Origin of the sequence: Micromonospora sp. NPDC049203 (assembly GCF_043197215.1) — a bacterium.
Lineage (GTDB): Bacteria > Actinomycetota > Actinomycetes > Mycobacteriales > Micromonosporaceae > Micromonospora.
This window is the reverse complement of the sequence record NZ_JBICSV010000009.1, coordinates 40,721-59,839: the sequence shown is the minus strand read 5'-3', so window position 1 is coordinate 59,839 and position 19,119 is coordinate 40,721. Positions and strand designations below refer to the sequence as shown.

Annotated in this window: 15 protein-coding genes; 7 read left to right on the top strand and 8 right to left on the bottom strand. The window is 71.9% G+C overall.

The genetic code is table 11. The annotated features are described in order from the left end of the window. Nucleotides 1-4: 4 nt before the first annotated feature. A complete protein-coding gene (locus ACGFIA_RS23050) occupies nt 5-1,408 on the bottom strand; it encodes a sensor histidine kinase (protein WP_393261961.1) in 1,404 nt (467 codons plus the stop codon). Further along, entirely contained in the window at nt 1,405-2,061 is a 657-nt protein-coding gene (locus tag ACGFIA_RS23045; protein ID WP_357385664.1) for a response regulator transcription factor, read from the bottom strand. The genes ACGFIA_RS23050 and ACGFIA_RS23045 overlap by 4 nt, the downstream gene beginning before the upstream one ends. Nucleotides 2,062-2,156: 95 nt before the next feature. Here ACGFIA_RS23045 and ACGFIA_RS23040 point away from each other — a divergent pair, with 95 nt between their 5' ends. Both ACGFIA_RS23040 and ACGFIA_RS23035 read left to right on the top strand, forming a co-directional pair. Beyond that, a complete protein-coding gene (locus ACGFIA_RS23040; RefSeq protein ID WP_393261959.1) occupies nt 2,157-3,266 on the top strand; it encodes an outer membrane lipoprotein carrier protein LolA in 1,110 nt (369 codons plus the stop codon). 241 nt (nt 3,267-3,507) lie between these two features. Next, nucleotides 3,508-5,727, top strand: a complete 2,220-nt coding sequence (locus ACGFIA_RS23035) for a HelD family protein (protein WP_393262068.1) — start codon at nt 3,508-3,510, stop codon at nt 5,725-5,727. 201 nt (nt 5,728-5,928) lie between these two features. Here ACGFIA_RS23035 and ACGFIA_RS23030 read toward each other — a convergent pair whose 3' ends face one another. After that, nucleotides 5,929-6,351: a hypothetical protein gene (locus ACGFIA_RS23030; RefSeq protein WP_216932774.1), complete on the bottom strand. Its 423-nt coding sequence runs from the start codon at nt 6,349-6,351 to the stop codon at nt 5,929-5,931. A 306-nt stretch (nt 6,352-6,657) separates the two neighbouring features. Between ACGFIA_RS23030 and ACGFIA_RS23025 the strand changes: the two genes are divergently transcribed. Then, nucleotides 6,658-6,990, top strand: coding sequence for a hypothetical protein (locus tag ACGFIA_RS23025; protein ID WP_357385660.1), 333 nt, complete (start codon nt 6,658-6,660; stop codon nt 6,988-6,990). Between the two features lie 61 nt (nt 6,991-7,051). On the opposite strand, the gene ACGFIA_RS23020 is transcribed toward ACGFIA_RS23025, so the two are convergent. From ACGFIA_RS23020 to ACGFIA_RS23010, 3 genes are all read right to left on the bottom strand, one after another. Beyond that, the gene (locus ACGFIA_RS23020) at nt 7,052-8,041 is read right to left on the bottom strand and encodes a sporulation protein (protein WP_357385658.1); all 990 of its coding nucleotides are present in this window, start codon (nt 8,039-8,041) and stop codon (nt 7,052-7,054) included. 102 nt (nt 8,042-8,143) lie between these two features. Continuing rightward, the gene (locus tag ACGFIA_RS23015; RefSeq protein WP_357385656.1) at nt 8,144-8,920 is read right to left on the bottom strand and encodes a DeoR/GlpR family DNA-binding transcription regulator; all 777 of its coding nucleotides are present in this window, start codon (nt 8,918-8,920) and stop codon (nt 8,144-8,146) included. 34 nt (nt 8,921-8,954) lie between these two features. Beyond that, entirely contained in the window at nt 8,955-10,964 is a 2,010-nt protein-coding gene (locus tag ACGFIA_RS23010; RefSeq protein WP_393261954.1) for a beta-galactosidase, read from the bottom strand. 278 nt (nt 10,965-11,242) lie between these two features. On the opposite strand from ACGFIA_RS23010, the gene ACGFIA_RS23005 reads away from it, so the two are divergent. Genes ACGFIA_RS23005 through ACGFIA_RS22990 form a run of 4 tightly spaced genes read left to right on the top strand, consistent with a single transcriptional unit; the run spans nt 11,243 to nt 16,638 of the window. Beyond that, a complete protein-coding gene (locus ACGFIA_RS23005) occupies nt 11,243-12,574 on the top strand; it encodes an ABC transporter substrate-binding protein (RefSeq protein ID WP_357480203.1) in 1,332 nt (443 codons plus the stop codon). A gap of 22 nt (nt 12,575-12,596) precedes the next feature. Next, a complete protein-coding gene (locus ACGFIA_RS23000; protein ID WP_357385650.1) occupies nt 12,597-13,553 on the top strand; it encodes a sugar ABC transporter permease in 957 nt (318 codons plus the stop codon). Next, nucleotides 13,550-14,431 (top strand): carbohydrate ABC transporter permease, encoded by an 882-nt coding sequence (locus tag ACGFIA_RS22995; protein ID WP_357471587.1) that lies wholly within the window; start codon nt 13,550-13,552, stop codon nt 14,429-14,431. Before ACGFIA_RS23000 ends, ACGFIA_RS22995 begins: the two co-directional genes overlap by 4 nt. Beyond that, a complete protein-coding gene (locus ACGFIA_RS22990; RefSeq protein WP_393261949.1) occupies nt 14,428-16,638 on the top strand; it encodes an alpha-galactosidase in 2,211 nt (736 codons plus the stop codon). Before ACGFIA_RS22995 ends, ACGFIA_RS22990 begins: the two co-directional genes overlap by 4 nt. 66 nt (nt 16,639-16,704) lie before the next feature. Here ACGFIA_RS22990 and ACGFIA_RS22985 read toward each other — a convergent pair whose 3' ends face one another. Both ACGFIA_RS22985 and ACGFIA_RS22980 read right to left on the bottom strand, forming a co-directional pair. After that, entirely contained in the window at nt 16,705-17,238 is a 534-nt protein-coding gene (locus ACGFIA_RS22985) for a hypothetical protein (RefSeq protein ID WP_393261947.1), read from the bottom strand. A 187-nt stretch (nt 17,239-17,425) separates the two neighbouring features. Continuing rightward, entirely contained in the window at nt 17,426-18,826 is a 1,401-nt protein-coding gene (locus ACGFIA_RS22980) for a cellulase family glycosylhydrolase (protein ID WP_393261944.1), read from the bottom strand. Nucleotides 18,827-19,119: the final 293 nt, after the last annotated feature.

The following is a 19,119-nucleotide window of genomic DNA, read 5'->3' as shown; positions in this document are numbered from 1 at the left end:
CCGCTCACTCCCCGTCCGGCTCGGCCAGCGCGGGCAGCCGTACCGTCGCGCGTAGCCCCGGCGCTGCGGCGCCGGGCGTCGCGTCGCCCAGCTCGACCGTGCCGCCGGCCCGGCGCACCAGCTCGCGCACGATGGCCAGGCCCAGGCCCGCGCCGCCCACGTCGCGGGCCCGCGCGTCGTCGAGCCGGGTGAACCGGGCGAACACCCGCTCCCGGTCCGCCGCCGGGATGCCCGGCCCGTCGTCGGTCACCGTGATCAGGTGGTACGCCCCGTCCGGCCCGCCCACCGCCAGTTCCACACCGGAGTACGCGTGCCGCAGCGCGTTGTCCACCAGGTTCACCAGCACCCGGCGCAGCTCCCCCGCGTCCCCCTCGACCCACAGCGGCCCGTCGGATGGCGTCAGCCGCACCGGCGGGGACGGGTAGCGGGCCGCCACCGTCCGCAGCAGCTCCCCCAGCTCCACCGGGCCTACCGGCGACGGCCGCACGTCCTGCTCGTCGAGGCGGGCCAGCAGCAGCAGATCGTCGACCAGGCGGCTGAGCCGTTCGGTGTCGGCGAGCAGGTCGTCGGCGACCGCCGGCCAGTCGGTGTCGTCGCCGAGCCGCCGGGCCACCTCCAGCTCGGTGCGCATGTTCGTCAGCGGGCTGCGCAGCTCGTGCGCGGCGTCCGCGACGAACGCCCGCTGCCGGTCCCGGGACGCGGCCAGCCGGTCGAGCATGTCGTTGAGCGTGACCGCGAGCCGGTGGATCTCGTCCTGCCCGGCCGGCACCGGGAGGCGCTCTGCCCCGGCCCGCCCGGTGATCTCGGCGGCGCCGCTGCGCAACTGCTCGACCGGCCGCAGCGTCGCGCCCACCACCCGCCAGGCCACCACCCCGAGCCCGGCGACCAGCACCGGGAAGCCGACGAGCAGCAGGTTGCGGACCACGTCCAGGCTGTGCCGCACGTCGGTGAGCGACTTGGCCACCAGCACCGTACGCGGCTCCTGCGCCGTGCCGGCCGGCACCGTGACCACCCGGACCGGGCCGGGCATGCCGGCACGCCGCCCGTCCACCACCAGCCGCTGCCGCTGCCCGGGACGCAGCTCGTCCGGGCCGAGCATCGGCACCAGGCGGTCCGCGTCGATCGAGGCGGCCCGGATGCGGCCCTGCGCGTCGACCACCTGCACCCGCAACTGACCGCCCGCGACCGGCAGCGGATCCGGCAGCGCGTCCTCGGCGGCCAGCCGCGCCACCGCATCGGCGGTACGCAGCGCCTCCTCGTCGACCGAGCGCTGCAACGTCCAGCCCAGCGCGCCGAGCAGCAGCGCCGAGCCGAACGCGAACCCGACCACCAGCCCCAGCACACCGAGCGCGAGCAGCCGGGCCCGCAGGCCGAGGCGCGGCAGCGGGCCGCGTACCCACCGGCTCATGTGGCCAGCCGGTAGCCCGCGCCGCGCACCGTCTCCAGCCGCTCCCGGCCGATCTTGCGGCGCAGGTAGCCGACGTAGACCTCCACCGCGTTCGGCGCGGTGTCGACCGAGGCGTCCCAGACGTGGTCCAGCAGCTCGGTCTTCGACACCACCTCGCCGGGGCGGCGCATCAGGTAGTCCAGCAGCGCGTACTCGCGGCTGGTCAGCACCACCTCGGCGTCGGCCCGGGTGACCCGGCGGCGGGCCGGGTCCAGGCGCAGGTCGCCGACGGTGAGCACGGCCGGCCGCCGGGGCGCGCCACGGCGCAGCAAGGCCCGCAGGCGGGCCAGCAGCACCACGTACGAGAAGGGTTTGGTCAGGTAGTCGTCGGCGCCGCAGTCCAGGCCGTCGGCCTGGTCGTACTCGCCGTCCTTGGCCGACAGCATCAGCACCGGCAGCCAGCGCTGCTCGGCACGCAACCGGCGCACCACCTCGTAGCCGGAGAGGCCGGGCAGCATCACGTCGAGGATCATCGCGTCGTACTCGCCGTGCCGGGCCGCGTCCAGCCCGTCCGGGCCGTTGGCCGCCACGTCGACCGCGAAGCCCTCCGCCGACAGGCCCCGGCGCAACGCCGCCGCGAGCCGCGTCTCGTCCTCCACCACCAGCAAGCGCACCGGTCCAGGGTGCCACCACGGGCTCACCCGTAGGGGATCTCCTCAGCGTGGTCACAGCGACGATCGCGCAGCATGGTGCGCAGGAGGTGCACACTATGTCAGTGATGAAGAACCGCGCCGTGCTGCGCTGGCTGGTCCCGGTGACCGCGGGGGTCGCCGTGATCGGCGGTGGCGCCGCCGTCGGCACGTTCGCCGCCGGCGCCGACCCGGCGCTGCCGCCGCGCAGCGCCGCCCAGCTCCTGGAAGACCTGCGCACGTCCCGCCTGGACGGGCTCTCCGGCACCGTGGTGCAGCGCGCCGACCTCGGCCTGCCGCCGATCGCCGCGCTCGCCGGGCAGGCCGCCGGCAACGACCTGGCCGGCCTGGTGTCAGGTACGCACACGCTGCGCGTCTGGTACGGCGGCGAGGACCGGCAGCGGCTCGCGCTCGTCGACACGCTCGGCGAGCAGGACATCCTGCGCAACGGGCGCGACGTCTGGACGTGGAACAGCCGGGCGAACACCGCCACGCACCGGGTGCTGCCGGCCGACGCGCCGGACCGGACCGTCGTGCCGGCCACCCCGGCCGACGCCGCCGACCGGGCGCTGGAGGCGATCGACCCGACCACTGCGGTCACCGTCGGCCGCACCGCGACAGTAGCCGGGCGCAGCGCGTACGAGCTGGTGCTCACCCCGCGCGACAAGGCCTCCCTGGTCCACCAGGTACGGATCGCGCTGGACGCGAAGGAGCACGTGCCGCTGCGCCTCCAGGTGCTCGCCGACGGGCAGGACGAGCCGGCGTTCCAGGTGGCGTTCACCCAGGTCGACTTCCGCACGCCGTCGGCCGACCAGTTCCGGTTCAACCCGCCGCCCGGCGTGAAGGTCACCGAGGCGACCGAGGGCGAGCGGCCCGGACCGGCGGGTAAGCGGTTCGACCGGAAGGACGCCGAGAAGCCTGACGTGCGTACCGTCGGCACCGGCTGGACCACCGTGGTGGTCGCCAAGATCGACGGGGCGGCGACCGGCGACGGCGCCAAGCCCGGCGCGGACGCGCCGGACGCGGAGATGCTGTCGAAGGTGCTCGGCGACCTGCCGAAGGTCAGCGGCGACTGGGGCAGCGGCCGGCTGCTGAACGGCAAGCTGTTCAGCGTGCTGCTGACCGACGACGGCCGGGTGATCGCCGGCCTGGTCACGCCGGAGCGGCTCTACGAGGCGGCAAAGGGCTGAGAGATGCCGTGCCCGGGGCTCGGTCGACGCGCGTCGGCCGGGCCCCGAGTCGTGTCCGGGCTTGGTCGGATGGCGGCCGACGCGCTATCTTTACCAGTTCAGGCACAAAAAAGGAATGGCTTCTGAATGCCATTCCTGCGGCAATTTTAGTCAATGAGGAGCCGGATTGTCAACGCACTCCGACGTGTCGGCTGACCTGCGCCAGGACGACGAGATCGGCCGGGAACAGGAATACGTCTCGATGCTGTACGACCGGCTGGACGGCATGCGGGAACAGGCCGCCCGGCGGCTCGACGAGGAGTTGCGCCACACCGGCGGAACCCAGCAGGCCCGATCGCAGCGCGACTCGACGGTCGCGATGTACGCCGACCAGGTCGAGCAGTTCTCCGCGGTGGAGAGCGGCCTGTGCTTCGGCCGCCTCGACGGCGACGACGACACGGTCCGCTACATCGGCCGGATCGGGATCTTCGACTCCTCCGGCGACTACGACCCGCTGCTGATGGACTGGCGTGCCCCGGCCGCCCGCCCGTTCTATCTGGCCACCGCCGCCAACCCGCAGGGCGTACGCCGCCGTCGCCACCTGCGCACCCGCGACCGCAAGGTGACCGGGCTCAACGACGAGGTGCTGGACATCACCGCCGCCTCCCCCACCGCCCACGAGGAGCTGACCGGCGAGGCGTCGCTGCTCGCCGCGCTCAACGCCGGGCGCACCGGCCGGATGCGCGACATCGTCGAGACCATCCAGGCCGAGCAGGACCGGATCATCCGCGCCGACCTGCCCGGCGTCATGGTGGTGCAGGGCGGGCCGGGCACCGGCAAGACGGCCGTGGCGCTGCACCGGGCCGCGTACCTGCTCTACACCCACCGACAGCAGCTCTCCACCCGGGGCGTGCTGCTGGTCGGCCCGAACGCCACGTTCCTGCGCTACATCTCCCAGGTGCTGCCCACGCTCGCCGAGACCGGCGTGCTGCTGCGTACCCAGACCGACCTGTTCCCCGGCGTACACGCCCGCCGCGCGGAGCCGGCCACCACCGCGGCGCTCAAGGGCCGCGCGGTGCTGGCCGACGTGCTCGCCGCGGCGGTACGCGACCGGCAGTGGGTGCCGGACGAGCCGGTCACCATCGAGCTGCCGCAGCGGGAGGTGCTGACGCTCGCCCCGGAGACCGTGCGGCAGGCCCGCGACCGGGTACGCCGCACCGGCCGGCCGCACAACCTGGCCCGCGCCCTGTTCGACGTGGAGATCGTGCACGCGCTCGCCGACCAGGTGGCCGAGCGGATCGGCGCCGACCCGCTGGGCGGGGAGAACCTGCTCTCCGAGGCCGACCGCGCGGAGATCCGCCGCGAGCTGCGCGAGGAGCCGGAGATCCGGGCCGCACTGGACGAGCTGTGGCCGGTGCTGACCCCGCAACGCCTGCTCGCCGACCTGTACGCCTCGCCGGAACGGATCGCCGCCGCCGCGCCGATGCTCACCGATGCCGAGCGGGCCGCGCTGCACCGCGAGCCGGGCGGGTGGACGCCCGCCGACGTGCCGCTGCTGGACGAGGCGGCCGAGCTGCTCGGTGAGGACGAGCGCGCCGCCGTGGCGCGCCGGGAACGCATCCGGGCGATGGAACGCGAGTACGCCGAGGGCGTGCTGGAGATCTGGCGCGGCTCCCGCTCCATCGACGTGGAGGACGAAGCCGACGGCGGTGAGATCCTCGGCGTGACCGACCTGATCGACGCCGACCGGCTCTCCGAGCGGCAGGAGGAGTCCGACCGGCTCACCACCGCCCAGCGCGCCGCCGCCGACCGCACGTGGGCGTTCGGGCACGTGATCGTCGACGAGGCGCAGGAGCTGTCGCCCATGGCGTGGCGACTGCTGATGCGCCGCTGCCCCAGCCGGTCCATGACCATCGTCGGGGACGTGGCACAGACCGGCGCGCTCGCGGGCACGCCCTCGTGGGGCGAGGCGCTGGAGCCTTACGTGGCGGACCGGTGGCGGCTGGAGGAGCTGACTGTCAGCTACCGCACCCCGGCCGAGATCATGGCGGTCGCCGCCGACGTGCTGGCCGAGATCGACCCGGCGCTGCGGCCACCCCGTTCGGTACGCGCCACCGGCGTACCGCCGTGGGACCGGACCGTACCGGCGGACCGGCTCGTGACGGAGCTGGTCGAGGCGACCGCCGGGGAGGCCGCGTCGCTCGGCGACGGGCGCCTCGGCGTGCTGGTGCCCACCGGCCGGGTGACCGAGCTGGGCGGCGCGGTGGTGGCGGCGCTGCCGGAGGCGACAGTGGGCGAGCAGCCCGAGCTGGCGAACCGGATCGTGGTGCTGACCACCGAGCAGGCGAAGGGCCTGGAGTTCGACTCGGTGCTGGTGGTGGACCCGGCCCGCATCGTCTCCGAGTCGCCGAGGGGCCACAGCGACCTCTACGTGGCCCTGACAAGAGCCACCCAGCGCCTGGGCATCCTCCGCACCCCCTAACCCACCCCACCGGGTTCCGCCTCCCCCGGGTCCGTCGATCATGGAGTTGTGGCCCGGGCATGCTTCGCGAAGCGGGCATTCGGCGGGCCGAAAGTGCAAGATCGGCGAGTGCGTGACGGGACAGTCAGGCGTCCACGGGGGAAGCGTGGACACGGCGGCGGGAGGCGGCCTGAGGCCGCCTCCCGCCGTTCCGCTGGTCGGTCAGCCCGGGTTGGGGCGGTTGTTGGTGAAGTTGCCCACCTGGGCGCCGGTGGCCGAGTTGTCACTCGTGGAGCCGCCGGCCGGGGTGCTCAGGCCACCTGTGCTCGCGTCACCGGTGGTCGTCGGCGCCACCTTGCCCGGGTGCTTCTCCGGCTGCCGGGCCACCCGGCGCACGCTGGCCGGGCCGGCCGTACCGCCGGTCGTGGTCACCGCGCCCTGACCCCGGGTCGGTCCGCCGTCGCGCAGCACCGTCGGGTCGACGGGTACGTCCGCCGGGTCGTCCGGGTCGAGTTCCTGACGCATCCGCTCGACGTCGGTCTGCGGCACCGTGACCTCGTCCAGCGCGCCCTCGCCGTACACACCTCCGGCGACCCGCTGCTCGGCCCGCCGGGCGGCGTCCTGCCGCATGTCGTCCTCACGCACGTCAACCACCTCGCAGATGTGTCGGGGTATCGGTGTGGCGTGCCCGAGGCTGGGTGGCTGAAACCGGAACCGGCGACAGAAGGTCCGGTACGTGCCCGGAAGTCCGGGTTCGGAAACCCGCGCCGACCGGCGGTTACCTTGTCTCCGGCGCCGGGTAGACCCAGGTTGCCCCCGCCACAGAGCGCGAACCGTGCCGTGGCCGACCTGCGGTAGCGGGGCGAGGGTGTGCAGGTAACGACTCATCAAATCCTTGAGGAGGACCAGATGAGCACGCAGGCTGCATCCACCAGGCCGACGAACCGGCCGATGTCCGACGTTCAGAACCGGTCGAACATGCAGGACACGTCGACCCGGCACATGCCGTCGATGCACGACGGTCACCGGGAGCAGATGCCGTCCCCCGGTACGGAGACGAAGCAGGCGTTCCTGACCACCGAGTTCTGGGTGTACGCCGCAGCGGTCGCGCTCGTGGCGATCGCCGCGTTCTGGAAGGGCACCACCGCCAACGGGCTGAACATCAACAACCCGAACCAGGCGTGGTGGTACCTGACCGCGCTGACCGGCGCGTACCTGGTCAGCCGTGGCCTGTCGAAGGCGGGCAGCGCGCGCCGCTCCGGCCGGGAGCGCCGCGGACGTTGATCGCACGCCGCGCCAACGGCGACGCCCCCGGGACCCGTCCCGGGGGCGTCGTCGCGTGTGCTCACTCCTCGCCGAAGTCCCCGAAGTCCTCGTCGCCGCCGTCGAACGCCTCTTCGATCAGCTCACCGGCGACCAGGCCGCCGGCGACACCGAGCGCGGCGCCCGCGACCACGCCGCCCATGCCCGGGCCGCGCCGCCCGTGCCCGGCGTAGCCGTGGTGACCCGGGTAGCCGTGGCCGCCGGGCGGCATGCCGAAGCCCTGGGCCCGCAGGTTGCCGTAGCGGCCCGTGAGCTCCCGCACCCACCCGTCGACGACCTGCACCCAGTCGGTACGGGCGGCGTCGCTGTGCGGAACCGAGTAACGGCCGATCACGTCGTGCCCGGGGCGGAGGAAGCCGCCGCGCTTGTCGCACTCCAGGATCACCTCGACGCCCTGCTGGCTGGTCACGAACGTCAGCTCGACCTCGTTGACCGTCTGCGCGTACTGCGGCGCGGCGAAGAACTCGATCTCCTGGTAGAACGGCAGCGTCTGCGGCACGCCGTAGATGTGGCCGCGCTCCAGGTCGGCGTGCTTGAACCGGAAGCCGAGCGCCTGGAACGCGTCGAGGATCCGCTCGTGGATCGGCAGCGGGTGCACCGACACCTGGTCCAGGTCGGACTTGTCGACCGCGCGGGCCACCGCCAGCTCGGTGCGCAGGCCCATGGTCATGCCGTGCAGGCGCTGGCCGTACACGTCGGTGATCGGGGTCTCCCACGGCACCGGCATCTGGAACGGGATGGAGAGCTGCTGCTTCGGGGCCAGCTCGAAGGCGCCGCTGACCGGCATCCGGTGGAACTCCATCACGCCCGCGTACTCGTGGTCGCCGCTCTCGATCTCGACCCGGGTCACCAGACCGATGGCGATCTGCTCGATGCGGGCCGGCGCGTCGCCGCCGACGAGGTTCACGCGCCCGTCCAGGGCCAGGCCCGGGCGGGTGTTCGGGTTGCTGAGCACCGTGTCGACGCTCGGGCCGCCCACGCCGAACGCGCTCAACATCTTCTTGAAGACCATCGGTTACTCCCGTGCGACTGCGCTCCGACATGGACCGTCGGGCGCTGGTCAGGGCACCCTAGACGGCAGGGCTGAGAAGTGGCTGTGAGGCACGCGGTGGTCTCAGTCCGCGCGGACCACCACCAGCTCGCCGACCTGTTCACCGAGCTGCCGGCGGGCGTCCGGCGGCAGCCCGCCGTCGGTGATCAGCATGTCGGCCTCCTCCAGCGGGGCGATGGTGGCGATGCCGATGGTCTCCCACTTGGTGTGGTCGGCGAGCACCACCAGCCGCCGCGCGGACCCGATCAGCCGCCGGTTCACCGCCGCCTCCAGCAGATTCGGCGTGGTGAACCCGGTACGCGGGCTCATCCCGTGCACGCCGAGGAAGAGCAGGTCGACGTTGAGCGCGGCGATGGCCGCCTCGGCGACCGGGCCGGTCAGCGCGTCCGACGGGGTACGGATGCCGCCGGTCAGCACCACCGTCTGGTCGGCGCGCGGGTTCTGGTAGAGCGCGTCGGCCACCGGGATCGAGTTGGTGACCACTGTGAGCCCGCGTACCTCGGCCAGCCGCGCCGCCAGCGCGGCGGTGGTGGTGCCGGCGGACAGCGCCACCGCCATGCCCGGCTCGACCAGCCCCGCGGCGCGCTCCACGATGGCGCGTTTCTCGGCCTGCTGCCGGACCGACTTGGCGGCGAACCCGGGCTCCTCGGTGGAACCGGGCCCGGCGAGTGTCGCGCCGCCGTGCACCTTGTCGATCAGGCCGCGCTCGGCGAGCACCTCCAGGTCGCGGCGGATCGTCATGTCGGACACCCCGAAACGGCTGACCAGGTGACTGACCCGGACGCCGCCGCTCTGGCGGATCAACTCCAGGATGGCGCTCTGCCGTTGCTGGGCGAGCATGGGAACCTCCTCGGCGCGAACGGCCACGTAGCGGTCAGGCGTTCGCGGGCACCGGCGCGGGCTCCTCGCGGACCACCGCCACCTCACCCGCCGGCACCTCCAGCTCGCCGTCGCACCTGACGCCGCCGAGCAGTTCGGTGCCGGTGACCGCCAGCCGGGCCGGCTCGGTGGTGTGGTTGACCACGAACAGCCAGCTCCGGTCCGCCGAGCGGCGGCGGACCACCTCCACCCCGGCCGGCGCGCCCACCGGCGGACGTACCCCGGCCTCGGCGAGCAGCCGCGCCACCAGCCGGTCGGTGGCCTCGTCGTCGAGCCGGGTGCCGGCGTACCAGGCGGCGCCCGCGCCGACCGCGTGCCGGGTCAGCGCCGGCACGCCGGGCAGGGGCCCGTCGGTGTACGCGGCCAGCACCTCGGCGCCCTCGGCGTGCAGCCACTCGGTCCACACGTCGGCGCGGGCGCCGTCGTCGAGGCGTACCGTCTCGCCGTCCCGCAGCGGGAAGAACTCCTCGACGCGTACGCCGAGCAGGTCGCGGAACGCGCCGGGGTAACCGCCGAGCCGGATGTGGTCGTGCTCGTCGACGATGCCGCTGAAGTAGGTGACGAGCGCGGTGCCGCCGGCCTCCACGAACCGGCGCAGCGCGTCGGCGTCGGCGTCACGGACGAGGTAGAGCGTGGGTGCCAGGACGAGCCGGTAGCGGGACAGGTCGGCGGACGGGTGCACCACGTCGGCGGTGATCCCGGCCCGCCAGAGCGCGGCGTGCAGCGCGGACAGCCGGTCGGTGTAGGTGACGTCGACGCTCGGGTGGGAGTCGAGTTCGGCGCCCCACCAGGCCTCGTAGTCGAACAGGATCGCCACGTCGGCGTCCACGCGGCTGCCGCGTACCTCCGCGAGGGCGCGCAGGTCGGCGCCGAGCCGGCAGACCTCGCGGAACACCTTGGTGTCTGGTCCGGCGTGCGGGACCAGCGCGGAGTGGAACTTCTCCGCGCCGGCCCGGGAGGCCCGCCACTGGAAGAACAGCACCCCGTCGGCGCCGCGCGCGACGTGGGCGAGGCTGTTGCGGCGCATCTGGCCCGGTGTCTTGGCCACGTTGCGGGGCTGCCAGTTGACAGCGCTGGTGGAGTGCTCCATCAGCAGCCACGGCGCGCCGCCCGCGATGCCCCGGGTGTGGTCGGCGGCCAGCGCCAGGTTGACCTGCGGCTGCGGGTCGGCGGCGGTGAGGTAGTGGTCGTTGGCGACCACGTCCACGTCGGATGCCCAGGAGTGGTAGTCCAGGTACTTGATGCCGGTGCCGATCATGAAGTTCGTGGTGACCGGCTGCGGGACGAGCCGGTTCAGCAGTTCCCGCTCGGCGCGCAACTGGGCGCGGTGCTCGTCGGAGGAGAACCGCAGGAAGTCCAGCTGCTGGGTCGGGTTGGCGAACGTCGGCGCGGTACGCGGCGGGTTGATCTCGGCCCAGTCGTGGTAGCGCTGGCTCCAGAACGCGGTGCCCCAGGCGGCGTTGAGCGAGTCCAGGTCGCCGTAGCGCTCGCGCAGCCAGCCGCGGAACGCCTCGGCGCTGACGTCGCAGTAGCAGTGCACGTTGTGGCAGCCGAGTTCGTTGGAGACGTGCCAGAGCACCACGGCGGGGTGCCGCGTGTACCGCCGGGCGACGGCCTCGACCAGGGCGAGCGAGTGGTCCCGGAACACCGGCGAGCTGGGGCAGTACGCCTGCCGGCCACCGGGCCAGAGCACCGTGCCGTCGGCGCGGCGGGGCAGCGTCTCCGGGTGCCGGTGCGCCAGCCACGGTGGCGGGCTGGCGGTGGCGGTGGCCAGGTCGACGCTGATGCCGCCGTCGTGCAGCAGGTCGATCGCCCGGTCCAGCCAGTCGAAGACGTACCGGCCGGGGGCGGGCTCCAGCAGTGCCCAGGAGAAGATGCCGACCGAGACCAGGTTGACCCCTGCTCGTCGCATGAGTTCGACGTCCTCGGCCCACGTCTGCTCGGGCCACTGCTCCGGGTTGTAGTCCGCGCCGTACCAGATGCCGTCGCCGTGCCAGTTCCGCATGACAGCAGAGGGTGCCCCCGAACAGCACCCAAGTCAACACTTTCCAACATCGACTGAAGTTCCAACGTTTACCGGCTCTTTGCCCTGCCTTACCGCCGACAGCGTCGTCTTTTGCCCTCTTGACAGCGCCGCGCCAAGGGGTAGCTTCAAGCGCCACCGGCTGTTTGTGTTCGGACGTGTGGATTCTCGGTGGATCTGCCACGGCCGACCCGAACACCGCTCACCGCCAACGATCACGGTCCATGAGCGCAGCGCACCTCTTCCACGCAGGAGGCACCATGTCCCGTCCCCGCTCACAAGCCGAATACCTCGCCCGGCTCGTACCCCCGTCCGTCGCCGGCCTGAACCGGCGCTCGCTGCTCGCCGGCGCGGCCGGCACGGGGGCGCTGCTCGGCACCGGGCTGCTCGCCGGCTGCGGCGACTCCGACTCCGGATCGGGCGGTGACGCCAAGAGCGTCTCGCTCGGCTCCAACCAGTCCGACCCGAAGCCCAAGGACGTCGTCGCGAAGGTGATGGACGGCTTCAAGACGTCCTCCGGGGTGACCGTCAACATCAACACGGTCGACCACAACACCTTCCAGGAGAACATCAACAACTACCTGCAGGGCAAGCCGGACGACGTGTTCACCTGGTTCGCCGGGTACCGGATGCGGTTCTTCGCCGCCAAGGGCCTGGCCGGCGACCTCAGCGACGTGTGGGGCAAGCTCGACGGCTACTCCGACGCGTTCAAGAAGGCGTCCACAGGCGACGACGGCAAGCAGTACTTCGTGCCCGCGTCGTACTACCCGTGGGCGGTCTTCTACCGCAAGTCGGTGTGGCAGCAGCGCGGCTACGAGGTGCCGAAGACGCTCGACGACCTGAACGCGCTCGGCGCGCGGATGAAGAAGGACGGCCTGAACCCGATCGCGTTCGCCGACAAGGACGGCTGGCCGGCGATGGGCACGTTCGACATCCTCAACCTGCGGATCAACGGCTACCAGTTCCACATCGACCTGATGGCCGGCAAGGAGGCGTGGACCTCCGACAAGGTGAAGAAGGTCTTCGACACCTGGGCCGGGCTGCTCCCCCTGCACCAGCCGGACTCGCTCGGCCGCACCTGGCAGGAGGCCGCCCAGTCGTTGCAGCAGAAGAAGAGCGGCATGTACCTGCTCGGCCTGTTCGTCGGCCAGCAGTTCAGCGGCGCCGACCTGGAGGACCTGGACTTCTTCACGTTCCCCGAGGTCGACTCCACGATCGGCGCGAAGGCGCTGGACGCCCCGATCGACGGCTACATGATGGCCCGCAAGCCGAAGTCCAAGGACGCGGCGCAGAAGCTGCTGACGTACCTGGGCTCGAAGGAGGCAGCGGACATCACGGTGAAGAACGACCCGAGCACGCTGGTCGCCAACAGCGGCGCGGACACCGGCGCCTACACCGCGCTGCAGCGCAAGGCCGCCGAGCTGGTCGGCTCCGCCACCGAGATCGCCCAGTTCCTCGACCGGGACACCCGGCCGGACTTCGCCTCCACCGTGATGATCCCGGCGTTGCAGCAGTTCATCAAGGACCCGAAGGACATCAGCGGGCTGCTCACCAGCATCGAGAACCAGAAGAAGTCGATCTTCACAAGCTGACGGCGGAAGGGGGAAGGACATCATGTCCGACCTGCCCCTGATCCAAGCGGATCGCGCCGTGCCGCCGCCGGCCGCGACCACCACGAACGGTGGTCGCGGTCGCCGGCTACGGCTCCTGTCCCGCACCGACCGCGTGGTGATCACGCTGATGGTGCTGGTACCCCTGCTGCTCGTCACCGGCCTGGTTTGGCTGCCCGCGGTGGCGACCGTGCTGCTCTCCGGCACTAACTGGGACGGCATCGGCCCGATCAGCGAGATCGAATGGGTCGGGGCGAGGAACTACGACGACGTGGTGAACATCTACCCGCCGTTCGTCCCCGCGGTGCAGAACAACCTGCTCTGGCTGGCCGCGCTGTTCGTGGTGGCCACCCCGGTCGGCATGTTCCTCGCCGTGCTGCTGGACAAGGAGATGCGCGGCAGCCGCTTCTACCAGACCGCGCTCTACCTGCCGGTGGTGCTGTCGCTGGCCCTCATCGGCTTCATCTGGCAGCTCATCTACAGCCGCGACCAGGGCCTGCTCAACGGCGTGTTCGGCGGTGACACCGACTGGTACGGCGACCCGAACGTCAACATCTGGGCCGTGCTGGTGGCGGCCGGCTGGCGGCACGTCGGCTACATCATGCTGCTCTACCTGGCCGGCCTGAAGGGCGTCGACCCGTCGCTGCGGGAGGCGGCGGCGGTGGACGGCTCGTCGGAGACCAGCACGTTCTTCCGGGTCGTCTTCCCCGTGATGCGCCCGATCAACATCATCGTGCTGGTGGTGACGGTGATCGAGTCGCTGCGCGCGTTCGACCTGGTCTGGGTCATCAACAAGGGCCGCAACGGGCTGGAGCTGATCTCCGCGCTGGTCACCCAGAACGTGGTGGGCGAGGCCAGCCGGATCGGCTTCGGCTCCGCGCTGGCGACCATCATGCTGGCCGTCTCGCTGGTCTTCATCACCATCTACCTCTGGACCGTGATGCGGGAGGACAAGCGATGACCGCCGTCTCCGCCGGCCGCCGCCGCCCCCTGCGGCCCGCCCGGGTCGCCCTGCACCTGTTCCTGGGTACGGTCGCCGTGGGGTGGCTGTTCCCCATCCTCTGGGCGGTGCTCACCTCGTTCCGCTCCTACGAGTACACAGCCGCCAACGGCTACGTGTCGCTGGGCGGCTGGACGATCGACAACTACGTCACCGCCTGGCGTACCGCCGAGTTCGGCAAGCACTTCCTCAACTCGGCGTACATCACCATCCCGGCGGTGCTGCTCACGTTGTTCCTCGCCTCCTGCGTGGCGTTCGTGATCGCCCGGTTCAGCTGGAAACTCAACATCGCGCTGCTCGGCCTGTTCACCGCCGCGAACCTGCTGCCGCAGCAGGCGCTGCTCATCCCACTGTTCCGGATGTTCACCGAGATCCCGCTGCCGGCCTGGATGAGCGACTCGGAGCTGCTCTACGACAGCTACTGGGGGCTGATCCTGGTCAACGTCGCGTTCCAGTGCGGCTTCTGCGTGTTCGTGCTCAGCAACTACATGAAGGCGCTGCCGCACGAGCTGTACGAGGCCGCGATGGTCGACGGGGCGAACGTGTGGCGGCAGTACTGGCAGGTGACGCTGCCGCTGTGCCGTCCGGCGCTGGCCGCGCTCGCCACGCTGGAGGTCACCTGGATCTACAACGAGTTCTTCTGGGCCACGGTGCTCATGCGTACCGGCGACAAGTTCCCGGTCACCAGCTCGCTGAACAACCTGCGCGGCGAGTTCTTCACCGACAACAACCTCGTCTCGGCCGGTTCGGTGCTGGTCGCGATCCCCACCCTGGTGATCTTCTTCCTGCTCCAGAAGCAGTTCGTCCGGGGCTTGACGCTGGGAGCCTCCAAGGGATGACGATCGTCCACCTGCGCCGCGCGCGGACCAGCCTGGTGCTCGACGCACGCGGCCCGGGACTGCCCCGGGTCGTGCACTGGGGCGCCGACCTCGGCCCGCTGCCCGACGGCGACCTGCCCGCGCTCGCCGACGCGACGGTGCCGCCTGTGGTGCCGAGCAGCTTCGACGCGCCCACTGTGCTGTCGCTGCTGCCCGAGGCGAGCGCCGGGTGGAGCGGGCGGCCCGGTCTCGCCGGTCACCGCGACGGCCGGGACTGGTCGACGGCGTTCCGCCTCACCGACCTCGACGTGCACGACGCCCTCGCCGCACCGCCCGACCTGTTAGGAGGGGACCCTTCACATGCACCAGGCGTTAACAAGGGGCCCTTCCTTTCCCCAGGGCGGGTGGTGGTGCGGGCAGCGGACCCGGGCGCGGGGTTGAGCCTGACCGTCGAGATCACGCTGGACCCGGCGGGCGTGCTGACGCTGCGGCACCGGCTGCGCAACGACGGCGACGGCCGCTACGAGCTGCGCGAGCTGTCGCCGGTGCTGCCGGTGCCGGCGGTCGCCACCGAACTGCTCGACCTGACCGGCAGGTGGTGCCGGGAACGCGCGCCGCAGCGGCACCAGTGGCCGATGGGCGCCTGGGTACGCGAGGGACGGCACGGCCGCACCGGCCACGACGCCACGTTGCTGCTGGTCGCGGGCACCCCCGGGTTCGGGTTCCGGCACGGCGAGGTGTGGGCGGTGCACACCGCGTGGAGCGGCGACCACGTCACGGCCGCCGAGCGCCGCCCCACCGGGGAGTCCACGCTGGGCGGCGGTGAGCTGCTGGCGCCCGGCGAGGTGATGCTGGGGCCGGGCGAGGAGTACGCCACTCCCCTGCTCTACGCGGCGCACTCAGCCGACGGGCTGGACGGGCTCAGCGACGCGCTGCACACGCACCTGCGGTCCCGCCCGTCGCACCCGCGCACGCCACGGCCGGTGACGCTGAACGTGTGGGAGGCGGTCTACTTCGACCACGACCTGGACCGGCTGCGGACGCTCGCCGACCGGGCCGCCGAGGTCGGTGTGGAACGCTTCGTGCTCGACGACGGCTGGTTCCGGGGACGGCGGCACGACCAGGCCGGGCTCGGCGACTGGTGGGTCGACGGCGAGGTCTGGCCGGACGGGTTGCAGCCGCTGATCGACCACGTACGCGGGCACGGCATGCAGTTCGGGCTCTGGGTCGAGCCGGAGATGGTCAACCCCGACTCCGACCTGTTCCGCGCCCATCCCGACTGGGTGCTCCAGGCACCGGGCCGGCTGCCGCCGCCGTGGCGGCACCAGCAGGTGCTCGACCTGGCCCATCCGGACGCGTACGCGTACCTGCTCGAACGGCTCGACGCGGTGCTGGGTGAGCACGACGGGCTCGCGTACCTGAAGTGGGACCACAACCGCGACCTCACCGAGGCCGGGCACGCCGGACGGCCCGGCGTGCACGCGCAGACCCTCGCCGTCTACCGGCTGCTGGACGAGTTGCGCGCCCGGCACCCGGGCGTCGAGATCGAGAGCTGCTCCTCCGGTGGCGCGCGGGTCGACCTGGAGATCCTGCGCCGCACCGACCGCGTGTGGGCCAGCGACTGCAACGACGCGCTGGAACGGCTGTCCATCCAGCGCTGGACCGGTCTGCTGCTGCCGCCGGAGGTGATCGGCACGCACATCGGCCCGGAACGCTCGCACACCACGCACCGCGTACACGACCTGGGCTTCCGCGCGGTCACCGCGCTGTTCGGCCACCACGGCATCGAGTGGGACATCAGCGCGATCGACGGCACCGAGCGGGCCGAGCTCGCCGCCTGGGTCGCGCTGCACAAGCGGCTGCGCCCGCTGCTGCACACCGGGCGGGTGGTCCGGGTCGACCACCCGGACCCGGCCGTGCAGGCCCACGGCGTGGTCGCCCACGACAGCTCGCACGCGGTGTACGCGGTCAGCCGGGTGGCCACCTCGGCGGCGCAGGTGCCGGGCGCGGTACGGCTGCCGGGGCTGGACCCACGGCGGCGCTACCGGGTCCGCCCGCCCGCCGGGGTGCCGGAACCGGCCCTCCTGGAGATGACTCCGCCGGGCTGGCTGGCCTGGCCGGGTGACGGCATCACGGTGACCGGTTCGGTGCTGGGTTCGGTGGGCCTGCAACTACCCGCCCTGCACCCCGAGCAGGCCCTGCTGCTGGAGGTCACCGTCGTCGGCTGAGAGACGCCGACAGCGGTGACCGGCCCGTTCAACCACGGGAGGCTAACTGCCCCGGACGTTCGTGGGTCACCGGCGCCGCCGCGGGACGCGCGTCGAGGTGGCCGCAGCCACATCGACCAATGGATGGGTCACGGCGGCCGGGCCGGGCTCGCCGGTCGAGCGCCACAGCTCGTGGAGCGTGGGCCACCAGTCGGGGTGGCTCTCCACCACCTCGACCAGGACGGGACTCTGCTCCAGCATGTGCGCGGGCCACCGGTGCCAGGAGTGGGCGAATCGGAAGTCGGGCAGCAGCCCGGCCACCTGCAGCTCGCACTCCAGCACGTCCGCGAGTAGCTCCGCGAGGGTGATCACGACGGACCGGTCGGCGTCGGTCGGCGCGGAGGGCTTCCGGTCGAAGAAGTACGCGCGAAGCGGCGGATTCTCCAACAGGCGGTCATGCCAGGCGCGAGACAGATTGTTCACTTCCATCAGCGCGGTGGCCGAGCCGATGCCGTTGTTGATGCGGCTCTGTTTCGCCACCTCCCGCGTCTGCACGGCGGAGAAGCACAATGACACCGCGACCAGCATCAGGCTGACGAACCCCAGAATCGTTTCCCACATGTCCCCGCCCTTCAAGGAGTACCACTCCCCTCACGCTAAGCGGAGAGCGCAACACCCTGAGTCACCGACTTCGGGGTGGGTTCCGGCGCGGCCCTGTTCGCCGCACGTCCATCTGCGGTGATCAAGGAGTTCGTGTCACCGTCGCGGTCCGATCGGGACACGAACTCCTTGATCACCGGTTAGGGGGTCAGGCGGGGGTGCAGGTCACCGTGGGGGTGGAGTTCGTGCCCTGCCAGCTGCCGATGAAGCCGAAGCTGGTGCTCGCGCCCGCGCCGAGGCGGCCGTTGTAGTCGACGTTGCGGGCGGTGTACGCCGACCCGCTGTTGCTGACGGTCGCGTTCCACGCCTGGGTGACGGACTGGCCGTTGGCGTATGTCCAGCGCACCGTCCAGCCGTTGATCGCGGCCGTCCCGGCGGTCACCTTGACGTCGCCCTGGAAGCCGCCCTGCCACGAGTTCGCCACGGTGTAGGTGGCGGTGCAGCCGCCGGACGGCGGGGGCGTGGTGGCCGGCGGCGGGGTGGGGCTGACCGTCGGGCTCACCGTCGGGCTGACCGTCGGGCTCACCGTCGGGCTGACCGTCGGGCTGACGGTCGGGGTGCTGCCGGCGTACACGGACGCCTCGCGGGAGGTGGCGGCGATGCCGTTGGCACCGTTGAAGATCCGCTGCCCCCAGCTGGTGAGCTGGGCCGGGTTGAACGCGGTGGTCATGTCCAGGTACTCCACGCCGCCGCCGTTGCCGCTCCAGGACCAGCCGAGGTAGCCGATGCCGTTGGCCTGGCTGTACGCCATGATGGCGTCCTCGTCCGGGTTGCCGTCGGAGTGGTTGAAGCCGAACTCGCCGACCACGATGGGCAGTCCGGCCGCCCGGAACCGGCCCAGGTAGTCGCTGATCTCGGCGGCGGTGTCGAAGACGCCGTACATGTGGATGGAGAAGACGGTGTTGCGCTGCGGGTCGGCGGCGAACACGGTGCCGGCGTTGTCGCGCATGGTGAACGACCAGTCCTGGCCCCAGTTCGGCGCGTCCACCATGATCGTGTGGGTCAGGCCGGCGGCGCGCAGCCGCTTGATCGCGTTCGAGGTGTCGGTGGTCCAGGCGCTGTAGCCCTGGTTGCCGAACGGCTCGTTGCCGATGTTGACGATCACGTACTTCTCCTGGCCCTTGAGCACGTCGGCGATGCTCAGCCAGTAGTCGGTGGCCTTGGCCAGCGTGGTGGCGGCACCGTCCTCGCCGTACCCGGTGGTGTCGTGCACCTCCAGCACGCAGATCAGCCGGTTGGCCTTGCACAGCGAGATCACGTTCGCCACGTCGGCGGCGCTGTTCTTCGTCCAGCGGTCGCCGCTGGCCAGCACCACCCGGACGGTGTTCGCGCCGAGCGCCTTGATGTTCGCGAACGAGCTGGTCTGCTGCGGGTACCAGGTGTGCGCGTGGTTGACCCCGCGCATCACGAACTCGACGCCGTTGGCGTCGTAGAGCCGCCCGTTGGAGACGGAGAACCCGGTGGCGGCTTGGGCCGGTTGCCCGAGGGCGAAGACGGCGGCGAGGGCCGTCAGCAGGGCGGCGCCCGCGACGGAGAGCAGTTTCTTCATGGCTGTCCTCAGGGGAAGGTCTCCCCCGTGCCCGAGCGGGGGTGCGGTGACGGTGACGACGAGGGAGGCGGCTGAGCCCGGCAGCCGCCGCCGGTTCCCGGCGGACGCAGGCATCAGCGTAGGACGATGGACGGCCGAAGGCAACCGGTTAAGCGGGGTGACCGACGAGGAGAGCGGCGTGCGGCAGATCAGCGTGCTGAACCGGTTAAGAACAGGCGGCGACGCGAGGCGGCGAAGCGGACAGCAGGGTTGACCCGCGCCGGGCGGGGTATCCCGGGACGATCCGCCCGGGA